Source organism: Reyranella sp., assembly GCF_965279625.1.
Lineage (GTDB): Bacteria > Pseudomonadota > Alphaproteobacteria > Reyranellales > Reyranellaceae > Reyranella.
The window spans coordinates 5467467-5493373 of the sequence record NZ_OZ257251.1; the positions used below are offsets into that span (position 1 = coordinate 5467467).

General features: G+C 66.1%; 23 protein-coding genes. 14 read left to right on the forward strand and 9 right to left on the reverse strand.

Translation table 11 applies throughout. From position 1 onward, the window contains the following. The 4 genes from ftsH to thiD are packed head-to-tail and all read left to right on the forward strand — an operon-like array spanning position 1 to position 4906. Positions 1-1941: an ATP-dependent zinc metalloprotease FtsH gene (gene ftsH / locus ACQY78_RS26580; protein WP_428680959.1), complete on the forward strand. Its 1941-nt coding sequence runs from the start codon at positions 1-3 to the stop codon at positions 1939-1941. After that, entirely contained in the window at positions 1938-2756 is an 819-nt protein-coding gene (gene folP / locus ACQY78_RS26585; protein ID WP_428680961.1) for a dihydropteroate synthase, read from the forward strand. The genes ftsH and folP overlap by 4 nt, the downstream gene beginning before the upstream one ends. A 9-nt stretch (positions 2757-2765) precedes the next feature. Next, complete coding sequence (gene glmM / locus ACQY78_RS26590; protein WP_428680963.1) at positions 2766-4115, forward strand: phosphoglucosamine mutase; 1350 nt, start codon at positions 2766-2768, stop codon at positions 4113-4115. Continuing rightward, on the forward strand, positions 4112-4906 hold the full coding sequence (gene thiD, locus ACQY78_RS26595; RefSeq protein ID WP_428680965.1) for a bifunctional hydroxymethylpyrimidine kinase/phosphomethylpyrimidine kinase: 795 nt from the start codon (positions 4112-4114) through the stop codon (positions 4904-4906). The genes glmM and thiD overlap by 4 nt, the downstream gene beginning before the upstream one ends. A 3-nt stretch (positions 4907-4909) precedes the next feature. On the opposite strand, the gene ACQY78_RS26600 is transcribed toward thiD, so the two are convergent. Both ACQY78_RS26600 and ACQY78_RS26605 read right to left on the reverse strand, forming a co-directional pair. Next, entirely contained in the window at positions 4910-5782 is an 873-nt protein-coding gene (locus tag ACQY78_RS26600) for an alpha/beta fold hydrolase (RefSeq protein ID WP_428680967.1), read from the reverse strand. A 51-nt stretch (positions 5783-5833) separates the two neighbouring features. Beyond that, complete coding sequence (locus ACQY78_RS26605; RefSeq protein WP_428680969.1) at positions 5834-7012, reverse strand: aminotransferase; 1179 nt, start codon at positions 7010-7012, stop codon at positions 5834-5836. A gap of 299 nt (positions 7013-7311) precedes the next feature. Here ACQY78_RS26605 and ACQY78_RS26610 point away from each other — a divergent pair, with 299 nt between their 5' ends. From ACQY78_RS26610 to ACQY78_RS26635, 6 genes are all read left to right on the forward strand, one after another. Then, positions 7312-8652 carry an ABC transporter substrate-binding protein gene (locus ACQY78_RS26610; protein ID WP_428680971.1) on the forward strand — a complete coding sequence of 447 codons (1341 nt, stop codon included), beginning with the start codon at positions 7312-7314 and terminating at the stop codon, positions 8650-8652. A gap of 218 nt (positions 8653-8870) precedes the next feature. Next, the gene (locus tag ACQY78_RS26615; protein ID WP_428680973.1) at positions 8871-9800 is read left to right on the forward strand and encodes a carbohydrate ABC transporter permease; all 930 of its coding nucleotides are present in this window, start codon (positions 8871-8873) and stop codon (positions 9798-9800) included. Then, a complete protein-coding gene (locus ACQY78_RS26620) occupies positions 9800-10708 on the forward strand; it encodes a carbohydrate ABC transporter permease (protein ID WP_428680975.1) in 909 nt (302 codons plus the stop codon). The genes ACQY78_RS26615 and ACQY78_RS26620 overlap by 1 nt, the downstream gene beginning before the upstream one ends. 7 nt (positions 10709-10715) lie before the next feature. Further along, positions 10716-11816, forward strand: a complete 1101-nt coding sequence (locus ACQY78_RS26625) for an ABC transporter ATP-binding protein (RefSeq protein ID WP_428680977.1) — start codon at positions 10716-10718, stop codon at positions 11814-11816. A 30-nt stretch (positions 11817-11846) separates the two neighbouring features. Continuing rightward, on the forward strand, positions 11847-12611 hold the full coding sequence (locus ACQY78_RS26630) for an SDR family oxidoreductase (RefSeq protein WP_428680979.1): 765 nt from the start codon (positions 11847-11849) through the stop codon (positions 12609-12611). A 1-nt stretch (position 12612) separates the two neighbouring features. Continuing rightward, entirely contained in the window at positions 12613-13707 is a 1095-nt protein-coding gene (locus tag ACQY78_RS26635; RefSeq protein ID WP_428680981.1) for a malate/lactate/ureidoglycolate dehydrogenase, read from the forward strand. 4 nt (positions 13708-13711) lie between these two features. Here the strand turns inward: ACQY78_RS26635 and ACQY78_RS26640 are convergent, their stop codons facing one another. Continuing rightward, positions 13712-15400 (reverse strand): hypothetical protein, encoded by a 1689-nt coding sequence (locus ACQY78_RS26640; protein WP_428680983.1) that lies wholly within the window; start codon positions 15398-15400, stop codon positions 13712-13714. Positions 15401-15498: 98 nt separating this feature from the next. Here ACQY78_RS26640 and ACQY78_RS26645 point away from each other — a divergent pair, with 98 nt between their 5' ends. Both ACQY78_RS26645 and ACQY78_RS26650 read left to right on the forward strand, forming a co-directional pair. Then, positions 15499-15798, forward strand: coding sequence for a hypothetical protein (locus ACQY78_RS26645; RefSeq protein WP_425066515.1), 300 nt, complete (start codon positions 15499-15501; stop codon positions 15796-15798). Positions 15799-15899: 101 nt separating this feature from the next. Beyond that, positions 15900-16871 carry a Bug family tripartite tricarboxylate transporter substrate binding protein gene (locus ACQY78_RS26650; protein WP_428680985.1) on the forward strand — a complete coding sequence of 324 codons (972 nt, stop codon included), beginning with the start codon at positions 15900-15902 and terminating at the stop codon, positions 16869-16871. Here the strand turns inward: ACQY78_RS26650 and ACQY78_RS26655 are convergent. The 3 genes from ACQY78_RS26655 to ACQY78_RS26665 are packed head-to-tail and all read right to left on the reverse strand — an operon-like array spanning position 16858 to position 19506. Beyond that, positions 16858-18207, reverse strand: a complete 1350-nt coding sequence (locus tag ACQY78_RS26655; RefSeq protein WP_428680987.1) for an MmgE/PrpD family protein — start codon at positions 18205-18207, stop codon at positions 16858-16860. The two genes, ACQY78_RS26650 and ACQY78_RS26655, sit on opposite strands and share 14 nt — an antisense overlap. A gap of 29 nt (positions 18208-18236) precedes the next feature. Beyond that, positions 18237-18725 carry a hypothetical protein gene (locus tag ACQY78_RS26660; protein ID WP_428680989.1) on the reverse strand — a complete coding sequence of 163 codons (489 nt, stop codon included), beginning with the start codon at positions 18723-18725 and terminating at the stop codon, positions 18237-18239. Between the two features lie 16 nt (positions 18726-18741). Beyond that, positions 18742-19506, reverse strand: a complete 765-nt coding sequence (locus ACQY78_RS26665; RefSeq protein ID WP_428680991.1) for an SDR family NAD(P)-dependent oxidoreductase — start codon at positions 19504-19506, stop codon at positions 18742-18744. An 82-nt stretch (positions 19507-19588) separates the two neighbouring features. On the opposite strand from ACQY78_RS26665, the gene ACQY78_RS26670 reads away from it, so the two are divergent. After that, positions 19589-20389, forward strand: a complete 801-nt coding sequence (locus ACQY78_RS26670; RefSeq protein WP_428680993.1) for an SDR family NAD(P)-dependent oxidoreductase — start codon at positions 19589-19591, stop codon at positions 20387-20389. Positions 20390-20514: 125 nt separating this feature from the next. Here ACQY78_RS26670 and ACQY78_RS26675 read toward each other — a convergent pair whose 3' ends face one another. The 3 genes from ACQY78_RS26675 to ACQY78_RS26685 are packed head-to-tail and all read right to left on the reverse strand — an operon-like array spanning position 20515 to position 22784. Further along, on the reverse strand, positions 20515-21069 hold the full coding sequence (locus ACQY78_RS26675; RefSeq protein ID WP_428680995.1) for a tyrosine phosphatase family protein: 555 nt from the start codon (positions 21067-21069) through the stop codon (positions 20515-20517). Positions 21070-21078: 9 nt separating this feature from the next. Next, positions 21079-21816 carry a sulfite exporter TauE/SafE family protein gene (locus ACQY78_RS26680; protein WP_428680997.1) on the reverse strand — a complete coding sequence of 246 codons (738 nt, stop codon included), beginning with the start codon at positions 21814-21816 and terminating at the stop codon, positions 21079-21081. Next, positions 21816-22784: an alpha/beta fold hydrolase gene (locus ACQY78_RS26685; protein ID WP_428680999.1), complete on the reverse strand. Its 969-nt coding sequence runs from the start codon at positions 22782-22784 to the stop codon at positions 21816-21818. Before ACQY78_RS26685 ends, ACQY78_RS26680 begins: the two co-directional genes overlap by 1 nt. Positions 22785-23128: 344 nt before the next feature. Between ACQY78_RS26685 and ACQY78_RS26690 the strand changes: the two genes are divergently transcribed. After that, the gene (locus ACQY78_RS26690) at positions 23129-25906 is read left to right on the forward strand and encodes a glycosyltransferase (RefSeq protein WP_428681001.1); all 2778 of its coding nucleotides are present in this window, start codon (positions 23129-23131) and stop codon (positions 25904-25906) included. Position 25907: the final 1 nt, after the last annotated feature.

The following is a 25907-nucleotide window of genomic DNA, read 5'->3' on the forward strand; positions in this document are numbered from 1 at the left end:
GTGAACCCGTTCAATCGCAACGCTGCCCTCTGGATCGTCATCGTCCTGCTGCTCGCGCTGCTTTACAGCGTCTTCCAGGGTGGGGCGACGCGGACTCCCGGCAACACGATCTCGTACTCGGAATTCGTTCGCGCGGTTGAGCAGCGGCAGATCCAGGATGTCCGCATTCAGGGCAATACGATCAACGGCACCTTCCGCGAGCCGCGCAATGGCGTGCAGAAGTTCTCGACCTACGCGCCGAGCACGCCGCCCGACGACCAGCTGATGCCGATGCTCATCAAGAATGTCGACCGCGTCGACGCGGGACCGGCGGAAGAGGGCATGAACCTCGGCAGCATCTTCGTGAGCTGGCTGCCCGTACTCGTGCTCGTGGGCGTCTACATCTTCTTCCTGCGCCAGATGCAGAGCGGCACCGGCCGCGCCATGGGCTTCGGCAAGTCCAAGGCGCGCCTGCTGACCGAGAAGCACGGCCGCGTCACCTTCGACGACGTCGCCGGCATCGACGAGGCCAAGGGCGAACTCGAGGAGATCGTCGACTTCCTGAAGGACCCGCAGAAATTCCAGCGGCTGGGCGGCAAGATCCCCAAGGGCTGCTTGCTGGTCGGTCCTCCGGGTACCGGTAAGACGCTGCTGGCGCGCGCCATCGCCGGCGAAGCCAACGTGCCGTTCTTCACCATCTCGGGCTCCGACTTCGTCGAGATGTTCGTGGGCGTGGGCGCCAGCCGCGTGCGCGACATGTTCGAGCAGGCCAAGAAGAACGCGCCCTGCATCGTGTTCATCGACGAAATCGACGCCGTCGGTCGCCATCGCGGCGCTGGCCTGGGCGGCGGCAACGACGAGCGCGAGCAGACGCTGAATCAGTTGCTGGTCGAGATGGACGGCTTCGAGGCCAACGAGGGCGTCATCCTGATCGCCGCCACCAACCGTCCCGACGTGCTCGATCCCGCGCTGCTGCGTCCGGGCCGCTTCGACCGCCAGGTCGTGGTGCCGAATCCCGATGTCGGCGGTCGCGAGAAGATCCTCAAGGTCCACATGCGCAAGGTGCCGCTGGCGCCGGACGTCGATCCGCGCGTGCTGGCCCGCGGCACGCCGGGTTTCTCCGGCGCCGATCTGGCCAATCTCGTGAACGAGGCCGCCCTGCGCGCCGCGCGCGTCGGCAAGCGTCTCGTGACCATGGGCGATTTCGAATACGCCAAGGACAAAGTGCTGATGGGCACCGAGCGCCGCTCGATGGCGATGACCGACGAGGAGAAGACGCTCACGGCCTATCATGAGGCGGGCCACGCGCTCGTCGCCATGCATGTTCCCAAGAGCGATCCGCTCCACAAGGTGACGATCATCCCGCGCGGTCGCGCGCTGGGCGTCACCATGCAGCTCCCCGAGCGCGATCATCTCAGCCACACCAAGCAGTACTTGGAGTCGCGACTGGCCATCATGTTCGGCGGTCGCCTGGCCGAGGAACTGGTGTTCGGCCCGGAGAACGTCACGACGGGTGCCGCCAGCGACATCCAGGTCGCGACCCAGACGGCGCGCGGCATGATCACGGCCTACGGCATGTCCGAGAAGCTCGGCCGCGTGCGCTATCAGGCGAACGAGCAGGAGGTCTTCCTGGGCCATGCCGTCACGCAGACGCAGAACGTCTCCGAGGCCACGTCGCAGCTGATCGACCAGGAGGTTCGCCGGCTGATCGAGGAGGCCGAAGGCCGCGCCCGGACGATCCTGACCGAGCGCCTCGAGGACCTGCATACGATCGCCAGGGCCTTGCTCGAGTACGAGACGCTGAGCAACGACGAGATCGGCACGATCCTGCGCGGCGAAAAGGTCGTGCGCGACGACACTGGCGGTGCCGGCACGTCTGATCGCCGCCGCCGCGCCTCGGTTCCGACCACGACCACCGGCCCGGCGCCGGGTGCCAACCCCGAGCCTCAGCCGGGCGTTTGACGCGGAGCTTCGCGGGCCTCGCGCTCGATCGCCCTCTCGTGATGGCGATCGTGAACGTGACGCCCGACTCCTTTTCCGACGGCGGTGAACGCCTCGACTCGGCGCGGGCCATCGACGATGGCCTGCGCTTCGTGGCAGAGGGAGCCGACATCCTTGATGTCGGCGGCGAGTCCACGCGCCCCGGCTCGGCGGCTGTTTCGCCCGAGGAAGAATGCCGGCGGGTTCTTCCCGTCGTGGAAGGCCTGGTGCGGCAGGGCGCCATCGTCTCCCTCGATACACGTCGCGCCCTCGTCGCCGAAGCCGGATTGGCCGCGGGAGCGCGAATCGTGAACGACGTATCGGCGCTGCGCGATGACGTCGCCATGCTGCCCCTGGTGGTGCGGAGCAAGGCGGCGGTCGTCCTGATGCACCGGCGGGGAAGGCCGGAGGAGCGCTATGCCGGCCCGGCCTACCAGGACGTCGTCGAAGACGTCCGGCGGTTCCTGCTCGATCGCGCGGCGGCCTGCAAGACGGCGGGCGTGGAGCGGCAGCGCATCGCCCTCGATCCCGGCCTCGGTTTCGGCAAGAACGTCGAGGAGGAACTTGCGCTGATCGCGGGCACGAAGCGCCTTGCGGAGGAGGGCTATCCGGTGTTGATCGGCTGCTCCCGCAAGAGCTTCATCGGCCGGCTCACGGGCCTCGAAAAGCCCGCCGATCGCGATCCGGCATCGGCCTGGCTGGCGGTAGAGGCTGTGCATCGCGGCGCTTCGATCGTTCGCGTTCACAACGTCGTGGCGACGCGGCAGACCCTCGCCGTCTTCGAGGCGATGCGTTAGATTCCCCCAATGGTTCGTTCACTCTTCGGCACCGACGGCGTTCGCGGTCGTGCAAACACCGCTCCTATGACCGCCGAAATGGCGATGCGAATCGGCATGGCCGCCGGCCAGGTCTTTCACCGCGGGGCTCACCGAAACCGCGCCGTGATCGGCAAGGACACGCGTCTGTCGGGCTACATGCTGGAGCAGGCCCTGACGGCCGGCTTCCTCTCCGTAGGCGTCGACGTGTTCCTGCTGGGTCCCATTCCGACGCCCGCGGTCGGCTTCCTGACGCGGTCGATGCGAGCCGATGTCGGCGTGATGATCTCCGCGTCGCACAATCCCTATGAAGACAACGGCATCAAGCTGTTCGGCCCGGACGGCTTCAAGCTGTCCGATGCCGTCGAGAGCGAGATCCAGGCCCTGGTGATGAGCCCCTCCGACCTCGTCCTTGCCGACGCCGCCGCCATCGGCCGGGCCAAGCGGCTCGACGACGTGCAGGGCCGGTACATCGAGTCGGTCAAGGCATCGGCACCGCGCGGCCTCGACCTCAGCGGCCTCAAGGTCGTCGTCGATTGCGCCAATGGTGCCGCCTACAAGGTGGCGCCCACGGTGCTCACGGAGCTCGGCGCCGAGGTCGTTCGCGTCGGCGTCGCGCCGGATGGCTTCAACATCAACGGCAATTGCGGCTCGACGCACCCAGGCGTGCTGCAGGAGCAGGTCGTCGCCCACCATGCCCATATCGGCATTGGCCTCGATGGCGATGCCGACCGCGTCATCCTCGTCGATGAGACCGGACGCGTGATCGATGGCGACCAGCTGATGGCGACGATCGCCGATCAGTGGAAGCAGAGAGGCCTCTTGTCGGGTGGCGGCGTCGTGGCGACGGTCATGTCCAATCTCGGGCTGGAGCGCTACCTTGAGGCGCGTGGCCTGAAGCTCGTGCGTACCCAGGTCGGCGACCGGTACGTCCTGGAGCGCATGCGGGCCGACGGCTTCAATCTGGGGGGCGAACAGTCGGGCCACATCATCATGACGGACTATGCCACCACGGGCGACGGGCTGATGGCGGCGCTGCAGGCGCTGTGCGCCCTGATCCTCTGCGAACGTCCGGCCAGCGAGTTCTTCCGCGCCTTCGAACCGGTGCCGCAGCTGCTCAAGAACATCCGTGTCGCCGACGCGACGGCCGCCCTCGATGCCGTCTCCGTTGCAAAGGCCATCGCCTCCGGAGAAGAACGGCTCGGCAAGACCGGGCGCATCCTCGTGCGCAAGTCGGGTACCGAGCCGTTGATCCGCGTCATGGCCGAAGGCGACGATTCCGAACTCGTGCGCAGCGTGGTCGACCAGATCATCGACGCGATCCCGCGGCAGGCGGCATGAAGGGCCGCGTGCTGATCGTCGCCGGATCGGACTCCGGCGGCGGCGCCGGGATTCAGGCCGACATCAAGGCGGTCACCGCGATGAAGGGCTTTGCCGCGACGGCCATCACGGCGCTCACCGCACAGAATACCGAGGGTGTGCATGGCGTGATGGGCATCGAGCCTTCCTTCATTGCCCAGCAGATCGAGGTCGTGCTGAGCGACATCGGTGCCGACGCGGTGAAGACCGGCATGCTGCACAGCGCCGAAGTGATCGCTGTGGTGGCGGCCGGCATCGCCCGGCATACGGCCGGCGTGCCTCTGGTCGTCGATCCGGTGATGGTGGCCAAGGGCGGACACCGGCTTCTGCTGAGCGAAGCCGAAGCGGCGCTGCGCGACACGCTGCTGCCGATGGCGGCCCTTATCACGCCGAACCTGCCGGAAGCGGAAGTGCTGGTGGGGTTTCCGGTGAGGGTCGAGACCGACATGAAGCGCGCCGCCGAACGTCTGGTCGAACTGGGCGCCGGCGCGGTGCTGATGAAGGGCGGCCATCTCGAAGGCGATCGCGTCGTCGACCTGCTGTTCCACGATGGAAGGTTTGACCGGTTCGAGGATGCCCGGATCGTGAGCCGCAGCACCCATGGCACGGGCTGCACGTTGGCCTCGGCCATTGCGGCGGGTCTGGCGCAGAAGATGACGCTGCGTGATGCCGTTGCGCGCGCGCGGGACTATGTCCGCAGGGCGATCGAGACCGCGCCCGGCTTCGGGCGCGGCCATGGCCCGCTCAACCATGCCGTGACCATCGGATCGTGACGCTCAGATAAGGCCGGCGCCTTCGGTGACCGGCTGCCGTCCGGTCCATTTGCCCGCTTCGGCCAGGACGATGAAATTCCAGAGCTCGCGGTTGAAGGCGTCCGGCTCCTCGAGGTTCACCGCATGTCCGGTCTTGGCGAACATCGCGAGGCCGGCGTTCGGCAGGACCTGCTTCAGGTACAGGCTCGGCTGCAGGCAGGGATCGTCCTCGTCACCGCAGATGATCAGCGTCGGCAGGTCGAGCTGCTTCCAGTCCTGCTCGAAGTCGTAGAGAGACGGCCGCTTGCCCTGGTAGTTCTCCATGGTATTGGCGGCGCCGACGGCAGAGTGCTCGGAGAGATGCTTCGTGAATTCGTCGAAGCCGCGCGGATCCTTCAGCTTGAAGCGCGAGCGCGTCGGATTGGTCGTGAGGCTTTCGGCATACTTCGCCATTCCGTCCTTGCGGATCAGCCCGGCTGTCGTCACGGCATCCTTCTTGAACTGTTCGTGCCCGTCGAGGCCCGCGCCGGAGCCGACACCGGCGAGGATGAGCGATAGAGCGCGATCAGGATAGCAGCGGCCGAAATGCGCGGTCGCGAAGGCGCCCTGCGACAAGCCGACGATATGCGCCTTCTGGATCTTCAGGTGATCCAGCATGTGCAGAGCATCGTCGACGGCAGGTTGCTGCCCGTAAATGTCGCCGCTCGGCGGCACGTCGGAACCGGGATAGCCGCGGAAGGAATAGGTGATGCAGCGGTGGCGACGAGCGAAGAAGCGCATCTGCGGCTCCCACGCCCGCCAGTCGCCGCAATATTCGTGGACGAACAGGATCGGCGTGCCGCTACCCGCTTCCTCGTAAAAGAGCTTCACCCCGTCGGGCGTGGTGGCGTGGGGCATGGCGCGTTCCTCTTCGCAGCGTTGATGACGGCGGCGGACAGGCCGGCATTCCTACACGCCGAACCGCTCCAGTCGCTCGAGAACCGTCGGGATCTTGTCGTCGGTGACGTTGGCGAAGGCGAGGCGGATGAAGCGCTCCTGGCCCGCACCGAACATGTCGCCGGGGATGGTGAGCAGGTTCTCCTCGTCGGCCATGCGCTTGGAGACTTCGGTGGAAGCGGTGCCGGCGAAAGGATGCTCCACGTAGGCGAAGTAGGCGCCGATGCTGACCAGTCGCCAGCGGTTGGAGCGTTCGAGCCCCTGGCCCAGCAGGTCGGCCCGTGCCTTGAGGCCGGCGGTGTTGTTCCGCGCCCAGGGCAGCAGGTTGCGCAGGCCGTACAGCGCGGCCTCCTGCGCAAGCCGCGGCGGGCAGATCGAAACGCAGTCCATCGCCTTCTCGATCTCCGCCATCAGTTCGGTACCCGCGGTGACGGCGCCGACGCGATACCCGGTCAGCGCGAAGACCTTGGAGAAGCTGTAGAGGTGCACCAGGGTGCCGCGCCAGTCCGGCCGGCTGAAGAGATCGTGCGGGCGCTCACCGGCGGGGAGAAAATCTTTGTAGGTCTCGTCGAGCAGCAGGGCGATGCCGTGCTTTCTCGCGAGCTCGAAGAAGGCGTGGATCGTTTCGGGCGGATAGACCGCGCCCGTCGGATTGTTGGGCGAGATCAGGATGATCGCGCGCGTGCGCGGCCCGATCAGCTTCTCGGCATCCTCAGCGCTCGGCACCGCGCCGGAGCCCGGCCGGAAGTCGAGCGGCACGGGCTCGACGCCCTGCATGCGCATCCACATGTCGTGATTGAAGTAGTGGGGCCGCGGCACGATCACCTGGTCGCCCGCCTTGGCGATGCTCATCAGGGCGAGGCAGAAGGCCTGGTTGCAACCCGACGTGATGCCGACTTCGGCGGGCGTGACGGGCGCGCCGTAGAAGTTGGAGAGATGTCCCGCATAGGCCTCGCGCAGAACCGGCAGGCCGAGGATCGGGGTGTAGCCATGCATCGTCGGATCGAGCAGCAGCTCGCCCAGGTGCTGGCGCAGCTCGAGCGCCGGCGGATAGCCCGGCACGGCCTGACTGAGATCGATCAGCGGCCGGTCGGTCGGAAAGGTGCGGCCCAGCACCCAGCGCTTGGTTTCGCCGATGGGCGAGGGGGCGACGGCGGCGAGCCACGGATTGGCTTTAGGAACGGTATTCATGAGGAGGCGTAAGCTTCTTTCAAAACAGGCGGCCGAGAAATCCGGCGATTGTCGCGGCGTGTAATTTACAGTGGTTTCTAGCAGGAATTGCAGGTCCCGATTCAACTCGGGCGGCGGAGCATCCAAGCCCATCCGTGGCCTGTCAAATCGATCCTGATTCGAAGTCGCATGTCAAAATGCGTTGCTTGACCGGCATCTTGTGCATAGCATCGCCTCAAGGCTCCGAATGAGAGCCATTGCCTTTGCGTCAAAGCAGGCCCGGGTCAATCGGCCGTACGAAACGGCTCTGAGGAGGAAACATGGTCTCGAGGAAGGTCAATCGTCGTCGATTCGTGGCCGGTACCGCTGCGGTTTCCGCAGCGTTCGTGGCTGCGCCCTTCGTCCGCGGCGCTCACGCCGCGGGCAAACTCACCTGCGGCTTCTGGGACCACTGGGTGCCCGGTGCGAACAAGGCCACCGAAGATCTCTGCAAGGAGTGGGGTGAGAAGAACAAGGTCGATGTCCAGATGGACTTCATCACCTCGCAGGGCAACAAGCTGCTGCTGACTACCGCCGCCGAAGGCCAGGCCAAGTCCGGCCACGACGTGCTCGCCTTCTCGACCTGGCTGCCGGCACGCTATTCCGAGCAGCTCGTCGCCATGAACGACGTCATGGAGCCGCTCATCAAGGAGAACGGCGCGGTCAACGGCACCGTCGAGTATCTCGGCAAGTTGAACGGCAAGTGGCTCGCCGTGCCGGCCACCGCCGGCAGCCAGATCAAGGGACCGTGCTCGCGCATTGACCTTCTGAAGAAGCATGCCGGCATCGACATCCAGGCGATGTACCCGGCCGGCCAAGCGCCCAAGGCTGACGACTGGAACCTCGACAACTTCCTCAAGGCGGCGGAAGCCTGCCAGAAGGGCGGCAACCCGTTCGGAATCGGGCTCGGCACGACGTCGGACAATGTCGACAGTGCCGGCGCGCTGTTCCACGCCTTCGGCGCCCAGCTCGTCAACGCCAAGGGCGACATCGTCGTGAAGAACGACCAGGTCCGCCAGGTGCTGGATTACTACAAGAAGCTGATGCAGTTCCTGCCGCCCGACGTGCCGTCGTGGGACGACGCCTCGAACAACAAGTTCCTGGTCTCGGGCCAGGGCTCGCTGATCATGAACCCGCCCAGCGCCTGGGCCGTCGCCAAGCGTGACGCGCCGCAGATCGCCGAGCAGCTCTGGACGCACGGTTTCCCCATGGGACCGAAGGGCCGCTACGCGCCGTTCCTGCCGTACTTCTGGGGCATCTGGAACTTCAGCAAGAACCAGTCGGCGGCCAAGAGCCTGATCACCTTCCTCTCGCAGGCCAGTTCGGCCGAGAAGATGACCAACGCTTCGCAGGGCTACGACCTGCCGTCGTTCGAGAAACTCACCACGTTCAAGGTCTGGTCTGAAGAGGGGCCGCCCAAGGGCACGCTCTATCACTACCCGAACCCGCACAACCACCAGACGCTCTCGATCGCCGCCGCGCCCGCGCCGCACAAGATCGCCGAGCAGATCTACACCCAGGCCATCCAGACCCAGATGGTCGTGCGCTACGCCAAGGGCGAAGCGATGGACAAGACCATCGACTGGGCGGCCAAGGAGCTCGAGGGCTTCACCCGCAACTGATGCGAGTCCGCCCGCCGGCCCCCCACAGAGGGATTGGCGGGCGGCTCCGAGATCGGTCCCGGAATCGGCCTTCAGCGCCGGTTCGGGAGGAAATGGGGTGGTCCTGCGGCTGGCAGGGCGGCCGCCGCTTCCGACACGGCGGGCCGGTCCGGCGTTGGTCTCGTAGCCTGTTTCACCCTGGCGTTTCCCGCATGGCCCGACGGGGCCTGGAGTACCCGATGGCAGACATCGCCGCCCGCAACCCTGCCGGGCACCCGACACAGCAGCGCAGCGGCCTGCACAAGCTCATGCAGCGCAAGTCGACCATCGCCTTCCTGATGGCCCTGCCGCTGATCCTCCTGATCCTCATCCTGGTCGCCTATCCGGCGGGCTATGCGGTCTATCTCGCGACCCTCAACAAGGGGATGACCCGCTTCGTCGGCTTCGGGAACTTCGAGTTCCTTTTCGGTCGCGACACATTCTGGCTGGTGGTCTACCAGTCCTGCCTGTTCGCCATTACCGCGGTGATCTTCAAGGCGATCATAGGCTTCGTGGTCGCCCATTTCGTCCACAACATTCCGGCGAAGGGGCAGCGCAAGTGGCGCGGCATGCTGCTGGTGCCGTGGGTTATCCCGCCGGCCATGAGCACGCTCGCATGGCTGTGGCTGTTCGATCCATCCTACAGCGCGCTGAACTGGCTCCTGGCGATCTTCGGCTTCGAGGGCATTCCCTGGACGGGCGAGGCGGGCTGGGCCCGTTTCTCGGTCATCCTGGTCAATGTCTGGATCGGCTCGCCGTTCTTCATGATCATGTATCTGGCGGCGCTGAAGTCGGTGCCCGAGCAGCTCTACGAGGCGGCCTCGATCGACGGCGCCACCTGGTGGCAGCGCATCTGGTACGTGACCCTGCCGATGATGCGCAACATCATCGCCATCACCGCGCTGTTCTCGCTGATCGTGACCTTCGCCAACTTCGACATCGTGCGCGTGCTGACCGCGGGCGGTCCGCTCAACAGCACGCACATCTTCGGCACCTGGGCTTTCCGCGTCGGCATCGAAGGCGGTGACATTCCGCTCGGTGCGGCCGTGTCGCTGTTCATGGTGCCCATCCTGGCCGTCGCCGCGACCTTCATCCTGCGCGACATCACCAAGCGGGGGAGTGAAGTCTGATGGCAAACGCCGCAATCGCCACCGGAGAGCCGAGCCGTCCCAAGTACGGCAGCATGAGCCGCGACCGGACCTGGGCGCTGCGCTGGTCCTATTTCTTCCTCGTGCTGTTCGCCATCTTCTTCCTGATGCCGCCTGTCTACATGCTGATCACCTCGCTGAAGACCAGCGCGGAGATCTCGGCGGCGAAGAATCCGTGGTGGATCAGCAGTCCGACGTTGCAGAACTACATCGACCTGCTGTCGCAGAACCAGTTCCTGGTCTTCTTCCGGAACTCGGCGATCGTGTCGATCTGTGTCGTGATCCTGACCATGCTGATCAGCGTGATCGCCGCCTTCGCGCTCGCCCGCATGAAGTTCTGGGGATCGGCCACGCTGGCGACCGGCGTGTTCCTCACCTATCTGATCCCCGAAACCCTGCTCTTCATCCCGCTTTTCAAGATGTTCGCGTGGGTGAACGAGGTGTTCGACGTCCAGCTGATGAATCACTGGTGGACGATGATCATCCTCTATCCGACGCTGACCGTGCCCTTCGCCACCTGGATCATGATCGGCTACTTCGCGTCGATCCCCAAGGAGCTCGACGAGGCGGCCCTGATCGACGGCGCCACTTGGATGCAGACCTTGACCAAGATCTTCATTCCGGTGGCCCTGCCGGGGATCATCGCGGCGACGATCTTCACCTTCACCGTCGCCTGGGCTCAGTTCCTCTACCCGCTGGCCTTCACCACCTCGACCAGCGAGCTGGTGCTGCCGGTGGGCATCATCACGACGCTGATCAAGGGCGACGTGTTCAACTGGGGGCAGATCATGACGGGCGCGCTGCTCGGCGCGGCGCCACCGCTCATCATCTACGCCTTCCTCATGGATTACTACATTGCGGGTCTGACCGCGGGCGCGACAAAGGGATAGTCGACACATGGCTCAGGTAACGTTGCGTAAGGTCGTCAAGAAGTACGACGAAGTCCTCGCCGTCCGCGGCATCGACCTCGACATTTCCGACAAGGAATTCATCGTCCTGGTGGGACCGTCGGGCTGCGGCAAGAGCACCACCCTCCGCATGATCGCGGGGCTGGAAGAGATCAGCGGCGGAGACATCGCGATCGGCGGCGACGTCGTCAACGACGTGCCGCCCAAGGACCGGGACATCGCCATGGTGTTCCAGAACTACGCGCTCTATCCGCACATGAACGTCTACGAGAACATGTCGTTCGGACTGAAGCTCAAGAAGACGCCGAAGGACGAGATCGACAAGCGCGTCAAGCAGGCGGCGCAGATCCTCGACATCACGGAGCTGTTGGATCGCAAGCCCAAGCAGCTCTCGGGCGGCCAGCGCCAGCGTGTCGCCATGGGCCGCGCCATCGTGCGCGATCCCAAGGTGTTCCTGTTCGACGAGCCGCTGTCGAACCTCGACGCCAAGCTGCGCGTGCAGATGCGCACCGAGATCAAGAAGGTGCACCAGAAGGTTCGCACCACCACGGTCTACGTGACCCACGACCAGGTCGAGGCGATGACCCTGGCGGACCGCGTGGTGGTGATGAACGGAGGTCTGATCGAGCAGGTTGGCTCGCCAAACGATCTCTACCACTCACCGGCGACCAAGTTCGTCGCGGGGTTCATCGGCTCGCCCGCCATGAACTTCATCACGTGCCAGCTCGAGCAGGCGGCGGGCGCCCTCAGGGTGCGGGTAAACGACACTCTGTCCTTCCCGGTGCCGGCCGACCGCACGGCCCGCTATACCGCCCATGTCGGCAAGCCCAGCCTGATGCTGGGGCTGCGGCCCGAGCACATCACCGAGACCAAGCCACACACCGAATCGAACCAGCACGATTTCGACATGCTGATCGACGTCGTCGAACCGATGGGCATGGAGACGCTTGTCTATTTCACGGTGAACGGCCGGGAAGTCTGCGGTCGCGTCAACCCGAATGCGGGCGCGGCGGCGGCACAGTCCATGAAGCTGAGGGCCGACCTCAGCAACATGCATCTGATCGACGACAGCACCGGCAAGGTGCTTTAATCGCCGCTTTCTGGCGTTGAGGAGAATTTCATGGGTTCGTTGACGGGCAAGGTTGCCTGGGTGACCGGTGCTGGCTCGGGAATTGGCCAAGCGGCGGCTGTGGCGCTGGCCAAGGACGGTGCGACCGTAGTGCTGACCGGGCGCCGCCGCGAGGCGCTCGAAGAGACGGCCGAGATGATCCGTAAGGCGGGCGGCACGGCCGAGGTGAAGCCTGCGGACCTGATGAAAGCCTCTGCGGTCGAGAAGACCGTTGCCGCGATCGCCAAGAAGCACCGCCGCATCGACATCCTGGTGAACAATGCCGGCCTCAACATCCAGAAACGGAGCTGGAAGCAGCTGACGCCCAAGGGGGTCGACGAGGTCGTGCACGGCAACCTGTCGAGCGCCTTCTACTGCACCTCGGCGGTGCTGCCGCTGATGCGCAAGAACAAGGGCGGCGTGCTGATCCATACCTCCTCGGTGGCCGGCAAGGTGCCGAGCCTGCTGTCGGGCCCGGCCTATTCGGCGGCCAAGCACGGCGTGGTGGCGATGAGCCACACGATCAACATGGAGGAATGCGTCAACGGCATCCGCTCCTGCGTGGTCTGCCCGGGCGAGGTGGCGACGCCGATCCTCGACAAGCGGCCGATCCCGATCACTCCGGCCGAGCGCAAGCGCATGGCGCAGTCGGAGGATGTCGGCGACCTGATCCGCTACATCGCCTGCCTGCCGCCGCACATCGTGATCAACGAGGTGATGATCAACCCGACCTGGAACCGCGGTTACGTCGCGAGCCTGCAGCGCGGGAAGTCCTGACATGGGCAGCGTGACGATCAAGGCGAAGGAACTCGAATCCTTCGTCGCGGACATCTTTGCCACGGCGGGATGCTCGAAGGAGGAGGGCGGTCGCATCGGCCGCTACCTCGTCAGCGCCAACCTGTCGGGCCACGACAGCCACGGCGTGGTGCGCGTGCCGCGCTACGCCTCGCAGAAGAAGAGCGGCACGGTCGTCGCCGACGTGACGGTCGACGTGCTGGTCGACACTCCGGTGATCGCCGTGGTCGACGGCAAGTATGGCTTCGGCCAGACCGTGACGCCGCAGGCCGTGCAGATCGGCATCGAGAAGTGCCTGAAGAACGGCCTCTCAGCGGTGACGCTGCGCAATGCCGGCCATGTCGGCCGGGTGGGCGACTGGGCCGAGATGGCGGCCGAGGCGGGTCTCGTCTCGGTGCATTTCGTCAATGCCTCGGGCAGCGTGCTGGTGGCGCCCTATGGCGGCGTCGAGCGCCGCTTCTCGACCGCGCCCTACTGCGTCGGGGTCCCGCGGGCGGGTGAAGATCCGCTGGTCCTCGACTTCGCCACCTCGATCGTGGCCGAGGGCAAGGTGCTGGTGACAAGCCAGGGCGGCAAGAAACTGCCGGAAGGGGCGCTGATCGGCCCCGACGGCAAGCCGAGCGCCGACCCGCATCTGCTCTACGGCGACTACACGCCCACGGGGCCGCGCGACCACAGCAAGGGCACCGGCGCCATCCGCGCCTTCGGCGACCACAAAGGCTCGGGTCTCGCCTTCATGTGCGAGATCCTGGGAGGGTCGCTCTCGGGCACCGGCGCGACCGATCCCAAGCGCGGCCGCTTCGCCAATGGCATGCTGTCCTTCTACGTCGATCCCAAGGTGTTCGACGCCGAAGGCTTCTTCCCGACGGACATCGCCAAGTACGTTTCGTTCGTGAAGGGCTCCAAGCCCGCGACTCCCGGCGTCGAGATACTGGTGCCGGGCGAGCAGGAATCGCGTACCCGCGCCCAGCGTCTCGCCGACGGCGTGCCGCTGCCGGACGACACCTGGGCCGCCATCGTGGAGACGGCGCGCTCGGTCGGGCTCGACGAGCGGCGCATCCAGCAGGCGACGATGTAGGCCGTCAGCGGCCAGCGGTTCGCTGCAGCCGGTAGACGGACCCCGCGACCGGATCGACGGACACCGGCGTAGCCAAAAAGTCGGTGCGCAGCATGCGTTGCAGCGCACCGAGCCGGGAGGCATCGGCGACCATGCCGGTCTCGGTCAGCAGCTGCGCCTCGGGAATGTCCCACAGGCGCACGACCAGCACCTCGTAGCCGAGCGCCAAGGCGCGGTCGATCTGTTGCCGCAGCGATTCGACGTGCCGCTCCGTGCTCCAGTCGGGATGACGCAGGACGTCGCCGGTGAAGCCGATCCATTTGAACTTCGGCAGCGCCTGCGGGGCCTGTCCGAGGTCGGCGACACCGGGCTCCGCCGTGCCCCAGTGCAGCGAACCGTAGACCATCGTCCAGTCGAAATCGTGCAGCAGGAAGACGGTGCGCGCCGGATCGCCCTGTCGTTCCAGGCGCCCGATGGCCTCGCGCCACTTGCTGTCGAGGCCGCGCAGCGGGGCGATGCTCCAGACATTGTAGGCGAACAGCGCCATCGTCACCGCAGCCATGGCGGCGGGGCCGCGCGCCGGCCAGCGGCGGTGCGCAGCCAGCAGCACCAGCGACCAGGCGGGCGTCACCCAGGCCATGACGTTGATCTGCATCTGCGGGTCCTGCGGCTGGGAATAGAGGTTGAAGACCTCGCCCGCGAGGAAGGTGACGCCGAATACGGTCAGTACGGCGCGCGCACGGCCCTCGTCGCGGGCGCGCCACAGGGTTGAACACGCGACGAAGCCGATGCCCAGCAAGACGAAAGTCGTGGTGAAGCGCCAGATGTCCCAGCCGGGAAGCCCGTCGAACGTCGTGACACCGGTTCCCAGCAGGTAGGCCACGATGCCGTCCCAGAGATAGCCGACCTTGGCCCAGGTGAAGCCCGCCCACACCGAGCGCACCGCCTTTCCCGTCCAGATGAGATCGAACGGCCCGACGGCGCCCGCATGGCCGCGCCAGGCCAGTGCCACGAGGGCGGCCGTGGCGACCAGGCAGGCCAGGAACAGCGCGATCCAGGCGAAGCGCCGGGCGAGGCGCGGCTCGCAGAACCAGAGGGCGGCCAGCATCGCCGGCAGGGTGGGGAACATCAGCCGCCATTCAAACAACCAGCCGATCGAGAACAGGACGGAGACGGCCGCGACCCTCGCCGCAGACGGCCGCGCGAACCAGATTGCGCCCAGCGCCATGGCCGCGAACATCACCGTGTAGCTCGGCATGATGTCCTCGTTGACGATGGCGAGGAACATCACGTGACTGGTCGCGAGGTGGAACGCGGCCGTCAGCCAGGCGATGGCCCGATCGCCCGTCATGGCGCGGGCGAGAAGATAGGCCACTCCAGCGCAGAGGCTGGCGCTCACCGCGTTCAGGATGGTGAGCTGCCGCCGTGGGTCGCCGGCGAAGACGCCCAGCAGGTCGAGCAGCCGGCAGAGTGCACCGTAGACGGGGTAGAAGAGATAGTTCGAGGCGAACAGCGGGGCGTTCGCCGGATCGACCACCCAGGGTTTCAGTTCGAGGCTCTTGAAGACGCCGTTGCCGGTCAGGCCGCCCTGCGCATTGTCGAACCACAGGATGAGGGCAATCAGCACGGCGCTTCCGCCCAGAACGAGCAGGGCGAGATCGGCGGGCGTGCCGCGTGCCTTGCGGTCCTCGCCGAAAGGGTTGGAAAGAGCCACGGGGGTCACCCGGCTGCCGGGCGGCGTCGCCCAGGGTGCTTGCAGCAGGGCCGAAGCGCGCGCACCATCCCCTCCGAGAACAGAATCAGGCGGGTGGCATGTATCGAGTAACTTCCCAGTTCAAGGCGACGATATTGGCGCGTTTCGCGGCGGCGCTGCATCAACTCGACGATTGGAATCGCGAGCCCAACTATCTCGAGGAGGAGCGCCTCTTCCGTGCCTTGGGCTACATGAAGCGTGGGAACTTCAAGCTGGCCGAGGCCGAGCTGAAGGAACTGAGCGGCGTTTTCGCCTCCCCGCCGGACAAGAATGCCGTCGTGCCGCTGATTACGCGTGAACGCTACACGAAGGCCCTGATGCGGCGCGGACTCGCCCAGTTGCGAGGGGAGGCGGCCTAGCGCCGCGCCAGACACGCGAGATTGCCCCATAGAAATATTTCAGTAGCGCTTGTCTGCGGCATTCTCAACGATGCCGCCAATGAAGTTCTATGGAGGAAACGATGAAGAAGGTGATGAGGCGCGCGGCCTGCGCGCTCGTGCTTGCGATGGTCGCAGGTCCGGTTTGGGCACAGGACTTTCCGTCCAGGCCTCTTAAACTCGTCGTGCCCTATGCGCCGGGCGGCGGTGCCGATTCGGTGGCGCGGATCGTCGCCAAGAAGGTTGCTGAGAATATCGGCCAGCCGATCGTGATCGAGAACAAGGGCGGGGCTGGCTCGATCGTCGGCACCGACCTGGTGGCCAAGGCCGAGCCTGACGGTTACACGCTGCTGCTCGGCCAGTCCGGCCCGATCTCGATCAATCCGGCCGTCTACAAGTCTCTGCCCTATGATCCGGTGAAGGACTTCGCGCCGATCACCATGACGACGGCCTATCCCTACATCCTCGTCGTCAATTCCGAGTCGTCGGCCAAAACCCTGCAGGAGTTCGTGGCGCTGGCGAAGAGCAAGCCCGGCGCCCTGAACTACGGTTCGACCGGTGTCGGCGCGGCCAACCATCTGGTGGCCGAGTTGTTCGCCAGCAAGGCCGGACTCAAGATGACCCACGTGCCCTATCGCGGCACGGCGCTGGCGGTCGGCGATCTCGTCAGCGGCACGCTGAACGTCGTGTTCGGCGATCCGATCAGCGTCCTGCCGCACATCAAGTCCGGCAAGCTGCGCGCGCTCGCCGTTACCAGCCTGGAACGCTCGCCGGTGGCGCCCGAAGTGCCGACCGTCGCGGAGAGCGGCTATCCCGGCTTCGAGGCGCTGGCCTGGCACGGCATCCTGGCGCCGGCCAAGACGCCGCCCGCCGTCATCCAGAAGCTGAACGCCGAGATCGCGAAGGCCTTGGCAGATCCCGCCACCAAGGAGCTGCTGGAGAAGCAGGCCATGCAGACGGTCGGGAACTCGCCGGAAGCGTTCGCGGCCTTCATCCAAAAGGACATCGCGACCTGGAAGGCGGTCGCAGCGGCCGCCAACGTCACCGTCGAGTAGGCACCGCCAACGCCAGCAGCGAGGAGACATCCTCGCTGCGATCGAGCGCCCACACCGCGTCGATCAGCGGCTGGATGTCGTGGTCCGGCTCCCAGCGCCTTGCTTCGTCGCGGAGCTTGCCCTCGATCTCGGCATCCTTCAGCGGGTTCGATGAGCTGCCGCGCGCCGCCGGGGTGGAAAGCGCGTGCTTCTTGCCGTCGATGGTCCAGATGTCCATTTCGGCGGCGATGGTCGAGATTCGGTCGTCGCTCGTGCACTCGAACTTGCCGCGCAGGGCCTTGATGGCGGGATCGGCGACGCAGGCATCGGTCAACTGGTCGAGGCCGGCCTTGCCGAGCACGAGCGCGGCCGCCACGCAATGCTGCAGGCTGACCTGGGCCTCGCGCCCTGTGGCGATGTCCGCACGATCCGTTCGTTGCAGGAGCAGGGGATTGCCGCGCACGGTGATCCGCTCGACGGCGACATCCGGATGGGCGCGGCGCCAGTCGAGCGCCAGGTCGAGCAGGGGATGGATCACAAAGCCCGCAGCATAGGGCTTGATCGAGTTGTGATTGACCTGCCAGTCCTTGCCGAGTCCGTCGAGCAGGGCCGCCCAGTTAGGCGGCTCGCCCATGGCCGCGAGGAAGCCCTGCGCGCCGGCGATCGGCTCGGGCGGGCCGGCGAAACCCTTCTCCGCGAGCAGGGCCGAGAACAGCCCGTTGCGGGCCGCGTTGCCGACGCTGACGCTCTTGGCAGGCCAGCCCAGGCATTCGCACAGGCCGGCGGACTGCGTCGCGGCGCTGCCCAGCGCCCATACGGTGCGCTCGACGTCGAGGTCCAGCAGCTTGGCTGCGCCCGCCGCCGAGCCGAACACGCCGCAGGTCGAGGTGATGTGCCAGCCCTTGGGATAATGGCCGGGCGAGACCGCACCGCCCACCCGGCATTCGATCTCGAAGCCCAGGGCGAAGGCCAGGAGGAGGTCCGGGCCGGTCACGTGGCGGATCTCTGAGAGGGCCAGCAGCGCGGGTGCCAGCGGCGACGTCGGGTGAACCACGGTTGGCAGATGGGTGTCGCAATAGTCGAAGACGTTGGCGCCTGCCGCATTCAGGAAGGCGGCCGTCAGCGGATCGATGCGCTCTGAGCGGCCGACTATGGTGGCCTGCCGGCCGCCGGAGAATTCGCCCAGGGTCCGCAGCGCCAGTTCGACCGGCTGGGTGCGGCATCCCGCGATTGCCACGGCAAAGAAGTTCAGCAGGGCGCGCTTGGCTTCGTGACGGGCCTTCTCGGGAAGGTCACCCCACTTGGTGTCGACGATGAAACGGGCCAGTTCCGGGGTGACGCCTTGTCTGGGCAGCATGGTTTACTCTTTCAATCGGTGAAGCGGGTCTATTCGCGGACCGGAGAGCCGTCGAGCCTGAGCGGCGCATCGGCGGCGGGCTTGATGCCTTCGTCGAGCCGCAGGCAGCCGGCGTTGAGCCCGTCCCCCGGCTTCTTGTCGACCGGCGCGATGAACAGGGCGGTGACCTTGATGTCCCCCACGGCGAGGCGCGCCTCGCTCAGCCAGCGCGTGGCGCGGATCGACGCACCGCCCTTGTCGAGCGGGACCCAGCCGCAGATCACGGTGCGTTCGCCCGACGGGTCGATACGAACATGCGCGGTGTCGTTACCCTTGAAGCTACCGGCGGCGCTGTTCACCTGCCATTCGAAGGGGACGGCGCGGTAGAGCTTTGCGTCATCGGCCGAGACGTCGATGGTCCCGACATAATCGGCCTTCGCCAGCGACGGGTCGCGCAGCCAGCCCTGCGAGACCGCGACGGCGTAGAGCGCGAAGGCCGCGGCCGCCAGGAGCATCGCCCAGCGCGGAATGCCGGTCATGGTCAGGCGCGTCCGATCAGGCGAGGATGGTGGTCAGGCCGCCATCGACCACCAGCGTGTGGCCGGTGATGTAGCTGCCCGCATCGGATGCGAGCAGCAGCAGCGCGCCGCGCAGGTCCTCGGGCTTGCCCCAGCGCGCGGCCGCGGTACGCCGTTCCAGCATGTCGCTGAATTCCTTGTTCTGCTGCAGGGGGACGTTGAGCTCGGTCCGGATGTAGCCGGGTGCGATCGCGTTGGCGGTGACGTGCGGTCCGAACTCGGCCGCCAGGTTCTTGGTGAGGCCGACCAGCCCGTGCTTGGCGGAGACGTAACCCGCGACCGAGGCGCGGCCGAGCACCGCCATGACCGACGAAATATTGACGATGCGGCCATACTTGCGCGCCAGCATGTGACGGCCGACCTCGCGGGCGACGATGAACTGCGAGACAAGGTCAGTTTCGATCACCTTGCGGAAATCGGCTGTTGCCGTGTCGACGATGTCCTGGCGGTGCACGATCCCGGCATTGTTCACCAGCACATCGATGCGGCGGTGCTTGGCCACGATGGCCCGGACCTTGGCGACGACGTCCGCCTCGTCGGTCACGTCCATGGTGACGACGTGGGCCCTGCCGCCCTTGCGGTCGATGGCGCGGGCCGTCGTATCGAGCTCTTTCACCGTGCGGCCGGCGCAGAGCACTGTGGCGCCGGCCTCCGCCAGGGCCAGCGCCATGTCGCGCCCTAGTCCGCGCGAGGCGCCGGTCACCAGCGCCACGCGATTCTTCATCGAAAACAGATCGGCCATGATCCCGCCTGACATGCGTTTCTTTGCCTTGAGCCCCGATCCTAGCCTATGAAAGGTGCTGCGAGATATCGGGAGAAACGACATGGCGAAATCGAACAAGGTGGCAATCGTGACGGGCTCGGCGACCGGGCTGGGCGCCTCCTGCGCGCTCGACCTGGCGGAGCGCGGCTGGAACGTCGCGATCAACTACACCAAGAGCAAGAAAGAGGCGGACGAGACCTACGAGGCGGTGAAGGCCAAGGGCGTCGAGGCGATCCTCGTCCAGGCCGACATGGGCCAGGACGTCGACTGCCGGAAGCTCGCCGACGAGACGATGAAGCAGTGGGGCCGCATCGACGGTCTGGTGAATAATGCCGGCACCACCAAGTTCCAGAACCAGGGCGACCTCGACGGCGTCACGCCGGAGGATTTCGACCGCATCCTGCGGGTGAACGTCACCGGCCCCTACATGATGAGCCGCGCCGTCTACCCGATGATGAAGAAGCAGTGGGAGAGCGACCAGGATCGCGGCTCGATCGTGAACATCTCCTCGATCGCCGGCGTCATGGGAGTCGGCAGCTCGATCCCCTATGCCTGTTCCAAGGGCGCGCTCAACACCCTGACCCTCACGCTCGCGCGCTGGCTGTCGCCGGCGGTGCGGGTAAACACGGTCTGCCCGGGCTTCATCCAGACGCGCTGGCTGCTGGGCGGCATGGGCGAGGAGAACTACAACAAGATGAAGATGGGGCAGGAACAGAACACCCCGCTGCGGCAGGCCGGTACGCCCGAGCAGATGGCGGAAGCCGTCATGTTCTTCCTGACCAGTGCCAGCAACATCACCGGCGAGTTCCTGATCGTCGATGCCGGCACCCATCTCGCCAGCCTGCCGATGAAGGCTCGGTAGACGGTTCTATTCTGTCATCGCGGGCGGGGTACCCCCCGCCCTGGAGCGCGAGCGAAGGATCTGACGCCGGCAGGAGAGTCCGCTGGCCGCGATGTGAGGTCCTTCGCCAAGGCTCAGGACGACTCTTAAGTCGGAATCTCGTGGCCGCGACCGATGTTGCGGACCACTTCCTTGAGGTGCGGCTTCACCTCGAGCAGAGCCCTTCGATAGGCGACCAGGCCGCGCAGCATGGCGCCGTCGCGCTTCAGCAGCGTGTCGGCGAACTCGATCATGCGGGTGTTGGGCCAGCCATGCTTGCGCAGGTCCAGCAGCTTCAGGAAGGCCTCTTCCTCGTTGCCCGGCGCGAACTGGGTCATCAGGATGGCGGCCGCCGCCGTCGAGCGCGAGATACCCGCGTGACAATGGACGAGCACGTGCCCGTCGGGCTGCGCATGGACGCGCTCGCCGAAGGCCAGGACCTTCTCGATATGAGCCTGCGTGCAGGCCTCGAAGCCGGGATACTCCGCCACGACGTCATCGAAGCGGATCAGCTCGTGGTCGATGCCGGAGTAGGTGTCGAGCGCGGGCGGGCGCGGCTCGTGGGTGTCGATGATCGACAGGACGTGGCTGACGCCGACGGCGCAGTGCTCCGGCAGCTCGGGAATGCCGCAGATCGTGACCTTGAAGGGAGGGAGTGACATGGCCCGACCCTACAACAAGCCACGCGCCATGTGCAGCCCGAGGGCCAGCAGCCCGATCAGGAAAACCCGGCGGAACATCTCGGGCGACAGGGCATTGCGCGACTTCTGGCCGAGCCAGACGCCGATCGAAGTCGGCACGATGGCGGCAATCCCGCCAATGACGTTCGTGGCGTCGAAGGCGCCCTGGCGGAACAGCGCAAAGGTGAGCGAGCCGATCAGGAAGATGAAGAGGATGCCCAGCGCCTGGACGAGGTCGTCCTTGTCGATGTCCAGCGACTGCATGTAGGGCAGGAACGGTACCGCCGCGATGCCTGTGAAGCCGGCGACGCCGCCGCTGGCGATGCCCATCAGCGGGTTCATCCAGCGTTCGGCCCGGCGCGACACCCGCGGGCGCCACGCCAGGAGTACGATCGTTGAATAAAGAGCGAGCATGACACCCAGCCAGGCGGAGGCCTGGGCCGAGCCGAGCTTGTCCAGGCTCGCGGCCACGAGGATCAGCGTGACGGTCGCGGTCAGGGCGAGCGTCCAGAAACGGCGGAACAGGCGCATCAGGCCGCGCCCATAGGCCGCCTGCCAGATGTTGGTGACCAGCGTCGGAATGGTCATGATCGCCAGCGCGTCTTCGAGCGGCACGGCCAGCGTCATCAGCCCCACGGCGATCGGTGGCAGTCCGATGCCGACCGCACCCTTGGCGATGCCGGCAAAGATGAAGGCGACGAAGATCACCAGTATCTGGACTTCGGTCATCAGCTCAGCACACCCTTCACCAGCCGGTCGAACGCTTCCCAGAACAGGGCCCGGATCTCGTCGGTCTCCATCATGATCTCATGACGGGCGTGGCCGATCGTGAAGTGCTCGCCGTGCTTCAGGCGGGCCACCAGCGGGGCATGGGACCGGGAGTCGATCAGCCGGTCCTCGCCGGCGCTGATGACGAGGAGCGGAATGTCGATGCGCTCGAGATAGCCCGGGGCCTGGACGGCGGCCATCGACCGGACGGCCTGCCGGGACCAGCCGAGAGTCGGACCGCCCATCGAGAGCCGCGGATCGGCCGTGTACCAGTCCTCAGTGAAGCGATAACGGCGCTCGTCGTGGGTCACGAAGTTCGAGGCGAACTCGCGGGCCAGCAGGACGAAGGGGCCGGTTCCGAACAGGTAGCGTTCCTCGACGGCGGGCACCTCGGGCATGATCATCAGGACCGACCGAAGCATGGCTTCGCGGCGGAGCGCCGTCATCGGCGCCACGAACAGGGCGGCGGAAAAGGGACCGGTCCCGTTCTCCGCCATTTCGCGCATCATGATGTGGCCGCCCATCGAGTGGCAGAGGGCCAGCACCGGACGAGGCGCGTCAGGTGAAACCACGGTTTCGAGGAACAGCCGGATGTCGGCCATGTAGGTCGTGAAGGTGTCGACGTGTCCCTTGCCGCGATCCGGCAGCGGCCGGTCCGAGAGGCCCTGGCCACGCCAGTCGACGGCGGCCACGGCAAAGCCGCGCTTCAAAAGGTCACCGACCACCTCGGTGGCATATTTTTCGATGAATTCGCCCCGGCCCGTGAGGATGACGACGGTGCCGCGGGGGACCCCGAGGGCATTCCACCAAGCGTAACGGAGGTGCGCGCCGGCGCGCTCCAGAAAGCCGTAACGATCTGCCGTGCGATAGGTTGCGCGAAGAGAGGGAGGGACCGCAGCGGGCGCTGCAGCGGGGTCCTGTTCAGTCATGGTTTGTGGCGTTTTGGCGAAGGACGGGCGACAAGGCCAGCGACAATTAGGCATTTTAGCCATCATCGCTTTGGGTCTCTTTACCGTACCCGAAGCCGCAGGCTATAGATTGCGGTGTCGCCTTACCGGCTGCGAAGGGTCGCAGCCGAGGAAATCGGGCGCAAGGAAACCTCGAAGAGGTCCGCCGCACTGCGTGGTAGTCGGCTCGCTGGAAGAGTCGATCCGGGCACGGTCCTTGCGTCGACGATTGTCGTCCGCAGGAGACATGCGACCGCGATCCCGAAGCGAGCGTCAACCACCGGCGGATTTGCCGGAGCGATTGTCCCTTTATGATGCGTCGGGGCTTGGTTCTACTCATCGTCGTCGCCGCCACGCTGGTCGGTTGGCGTCTGCTGGACGGCCGTGTGACGGCAGCCGACCTGGAAGGGCCGCTGCATGGCGTGACGTACGCCCCGTGGGCCAAGGACCAGGATCCGCTCGCCGGCAAGGCCAGCGGCATCTGGAGCTTCCTGCGCACGGCGGTGAACGAGACCGCCACGCCGCAGATCAAGCCGCGCAAGGACCAGATCGAGCGTGACTTCGCGATGCTCGGCGGCAAGGTCAACTACGTCCGTACCTATCGCACCACCGACGGCGGCGATTCGATGCCGGCCCTGGCCGCCAAATACGGCCTTAAGCTGGTGCCCGGCGCCTGGATCTACAGTCCCAACGAGGCCAAGCTGCAGTTCGGACGTGAGTCGAGCGAAGTCAATGCCGAGGAAACCGGCGCGTTGATCCGCATGGCCAACCAGAACCCGAACATCGAGCGCGTCCTGGTCGGCAACGAGAACATCCTGCGCTTTGATGGCGAGAAGGACCTGCGCGATCCCAACGCCACCAGCCCCGCCCAGCTCATTCGCGAGATCCGCAACGTCAAGCGCAACGTCAAGGTGCCGGTCAGCACCGCCGAGCCGTGGCACATCTGGGAGCGCTATCCCGAGCTCGCGCGCGAGGTCGACTATCTCGCCGTCCACATCCTGCCCTACTGGGACGAGCAGTCGAGTTCGACGCCGCTCGAGTATGTGAAGGAAAAGATCGGCCTGCTGCGCAAGCTCTACCCGAACAAGAACATCATCGTGACCGAGGTCGGCTGGCCGTCGAACGGCGCCGCGCGCCGCAGCCCGGGTTCAGGTGTCGTGAAGTATGCGACGCCGGCCGAGCAGGCCAAGAACATACGTGACATGGTGGCGTGGCTGCGCTCGCAGAACATCGACACGTTCGTCGTCGAGGCCGTCGACCAGCCATGGAAGTCCTACGACCTGGAAGGCAAGGCGGGCGGCTACTGGGGCCTCTGGAACGCCGACCGCGAGGCGAAATTCTCCTGGACCGGCTCGATCGAGACCTTCCCGCAATGGCTGTCCTGCGCCGCCTGGTCGCTGGTGGCGTCGCTGCCGCTGATGCTGATCTTTCTGTGGCGCTGGCCGCGGCTCGGGATGGCGGGGCAGGTGGGCTTCTGCGCCCTGGTGGCCCTGTCGGCGAGCGCCGTGGCCTACGGTGCGTCCGTCGCCGCCGGCACCTACATGGTCGCCTCCGAGATGGTCGGCTGGGGGGTGCTGGCCTTCTTCCTGGTGTCCAGCCTGGGCATGGCGCTCGTGCAGGCGCTTGAGATGGCTGAGACGATCTGGCGGGGCCGCTGGACGCGCGAGGCGCTGCCGGCCGCCGAGATGATCGCGCGCCAGCCGGCGGACCGCGACTGGCCGAAAGTCTCGCTGCATCTGGCGATCTGCAACGAGCCGCCGTCGATGGTCATGCAGACGCTCGATTCGCTGGCCGGGCTCGACTACCCCAATTTCGAAGTCATCGTCATCGACAACAACACCAAGGATCCCGCGGTGTGGCGCCCGGTGCAGGACTACTGCGCCCAGCTCGGCGAGCGCTTCAAGTTCTTCCATTTCGACGTCATGAAGGGCTTCAAGGCCGGCGCCCTCAACTTCGTGCTGAGCCAGACCGCGCCCGACGCCAAGGTGATCGGCGTCATTGACAGCGACTACATGGTGCGCCCGGATTGGCTGAAGGCGCTGGTGCCTTATTTTGACGATAGCAAGATAAGCTACGTTCAGGCGCCGCAGGACCACCGCGACTGGCGCGGCGACCGGTTCAAGGAAATGCTGAACTGGGAATATGCCGGTTTCTTCGACATCGGCATGTGTCTGCGCAACGAGTACGACGCCATCATCCAGCACGGCACGATGACCCTGGTCCGCCGCTCCTGCATGGAGGAGATGGACGGCTGGGCGACCTGGTGCATCACCGAAGACACCGAGCTCGGCCTGCGCCTGATGGAGAAAGGCTACGGCGCCATGTACAGCCGCGAGCGCTTCGGCCACGGCCTGACGCCGGATCATTTCTCCGGCTACAAGAAGCAGCGCTTCCGCTGGGCCTACGGCGCCATGCAGATCATGAAGGCGCATGCCGGCAAGATGTTCTTCGGCGATACCAAGCTGACCTTCTGGCAGAAATACCATTTCGTGGCCGGCTGGCTGCCCTGGTTCGCCGATGCGCTGAACCTGATCTTCACCTGGGCGGGCCTCGCCTGGGTGCTGGCGGTCGTCCTGCCGCCGCTGTTCGGCCTGAAGCCGGTCGGCCTGCCGCCGGCCGAGTTCATCGCCCCGACCATCGGCATCTTCGTCTTCAAGCTGCTGTACTCGTTCGGCCTGTATTTCGACCGCGTGCGCTGCACTTTCCGGCAGAGCATCGGCGCATCTCTGGCGGGCCTGGCGCTCACCTACACGGTCGGGCGCGCAGTGATCTATGGACTGGCGACCAGCCGCCTGCCCTTCATGCGCACGCCGAAAATGGACGAACGCGCGACGCTGGGCATGGCGCTCGGCATGGCACGCGGCGAGGCGATCCTGGCCGCGCTGCTGTGGATTGCGGCGGCGGTGCTGTGGTTCGGCAACGGTGTCGTCGATCCCGAGGCCCGCCTGTGGTCGCTGTTCATGATCGTGCAGTCGCTGCCCTACGCGGCCGCCGTCTACGTCTCCATGGTCAACGCCGTGGAGCAGATGCGGCATGCCGAGCCGGTGTTCGAGGCGCCTGCCCAGGCGCCTGCGACGGAGCCCGTCCTGCAACCCGCGCAATAGG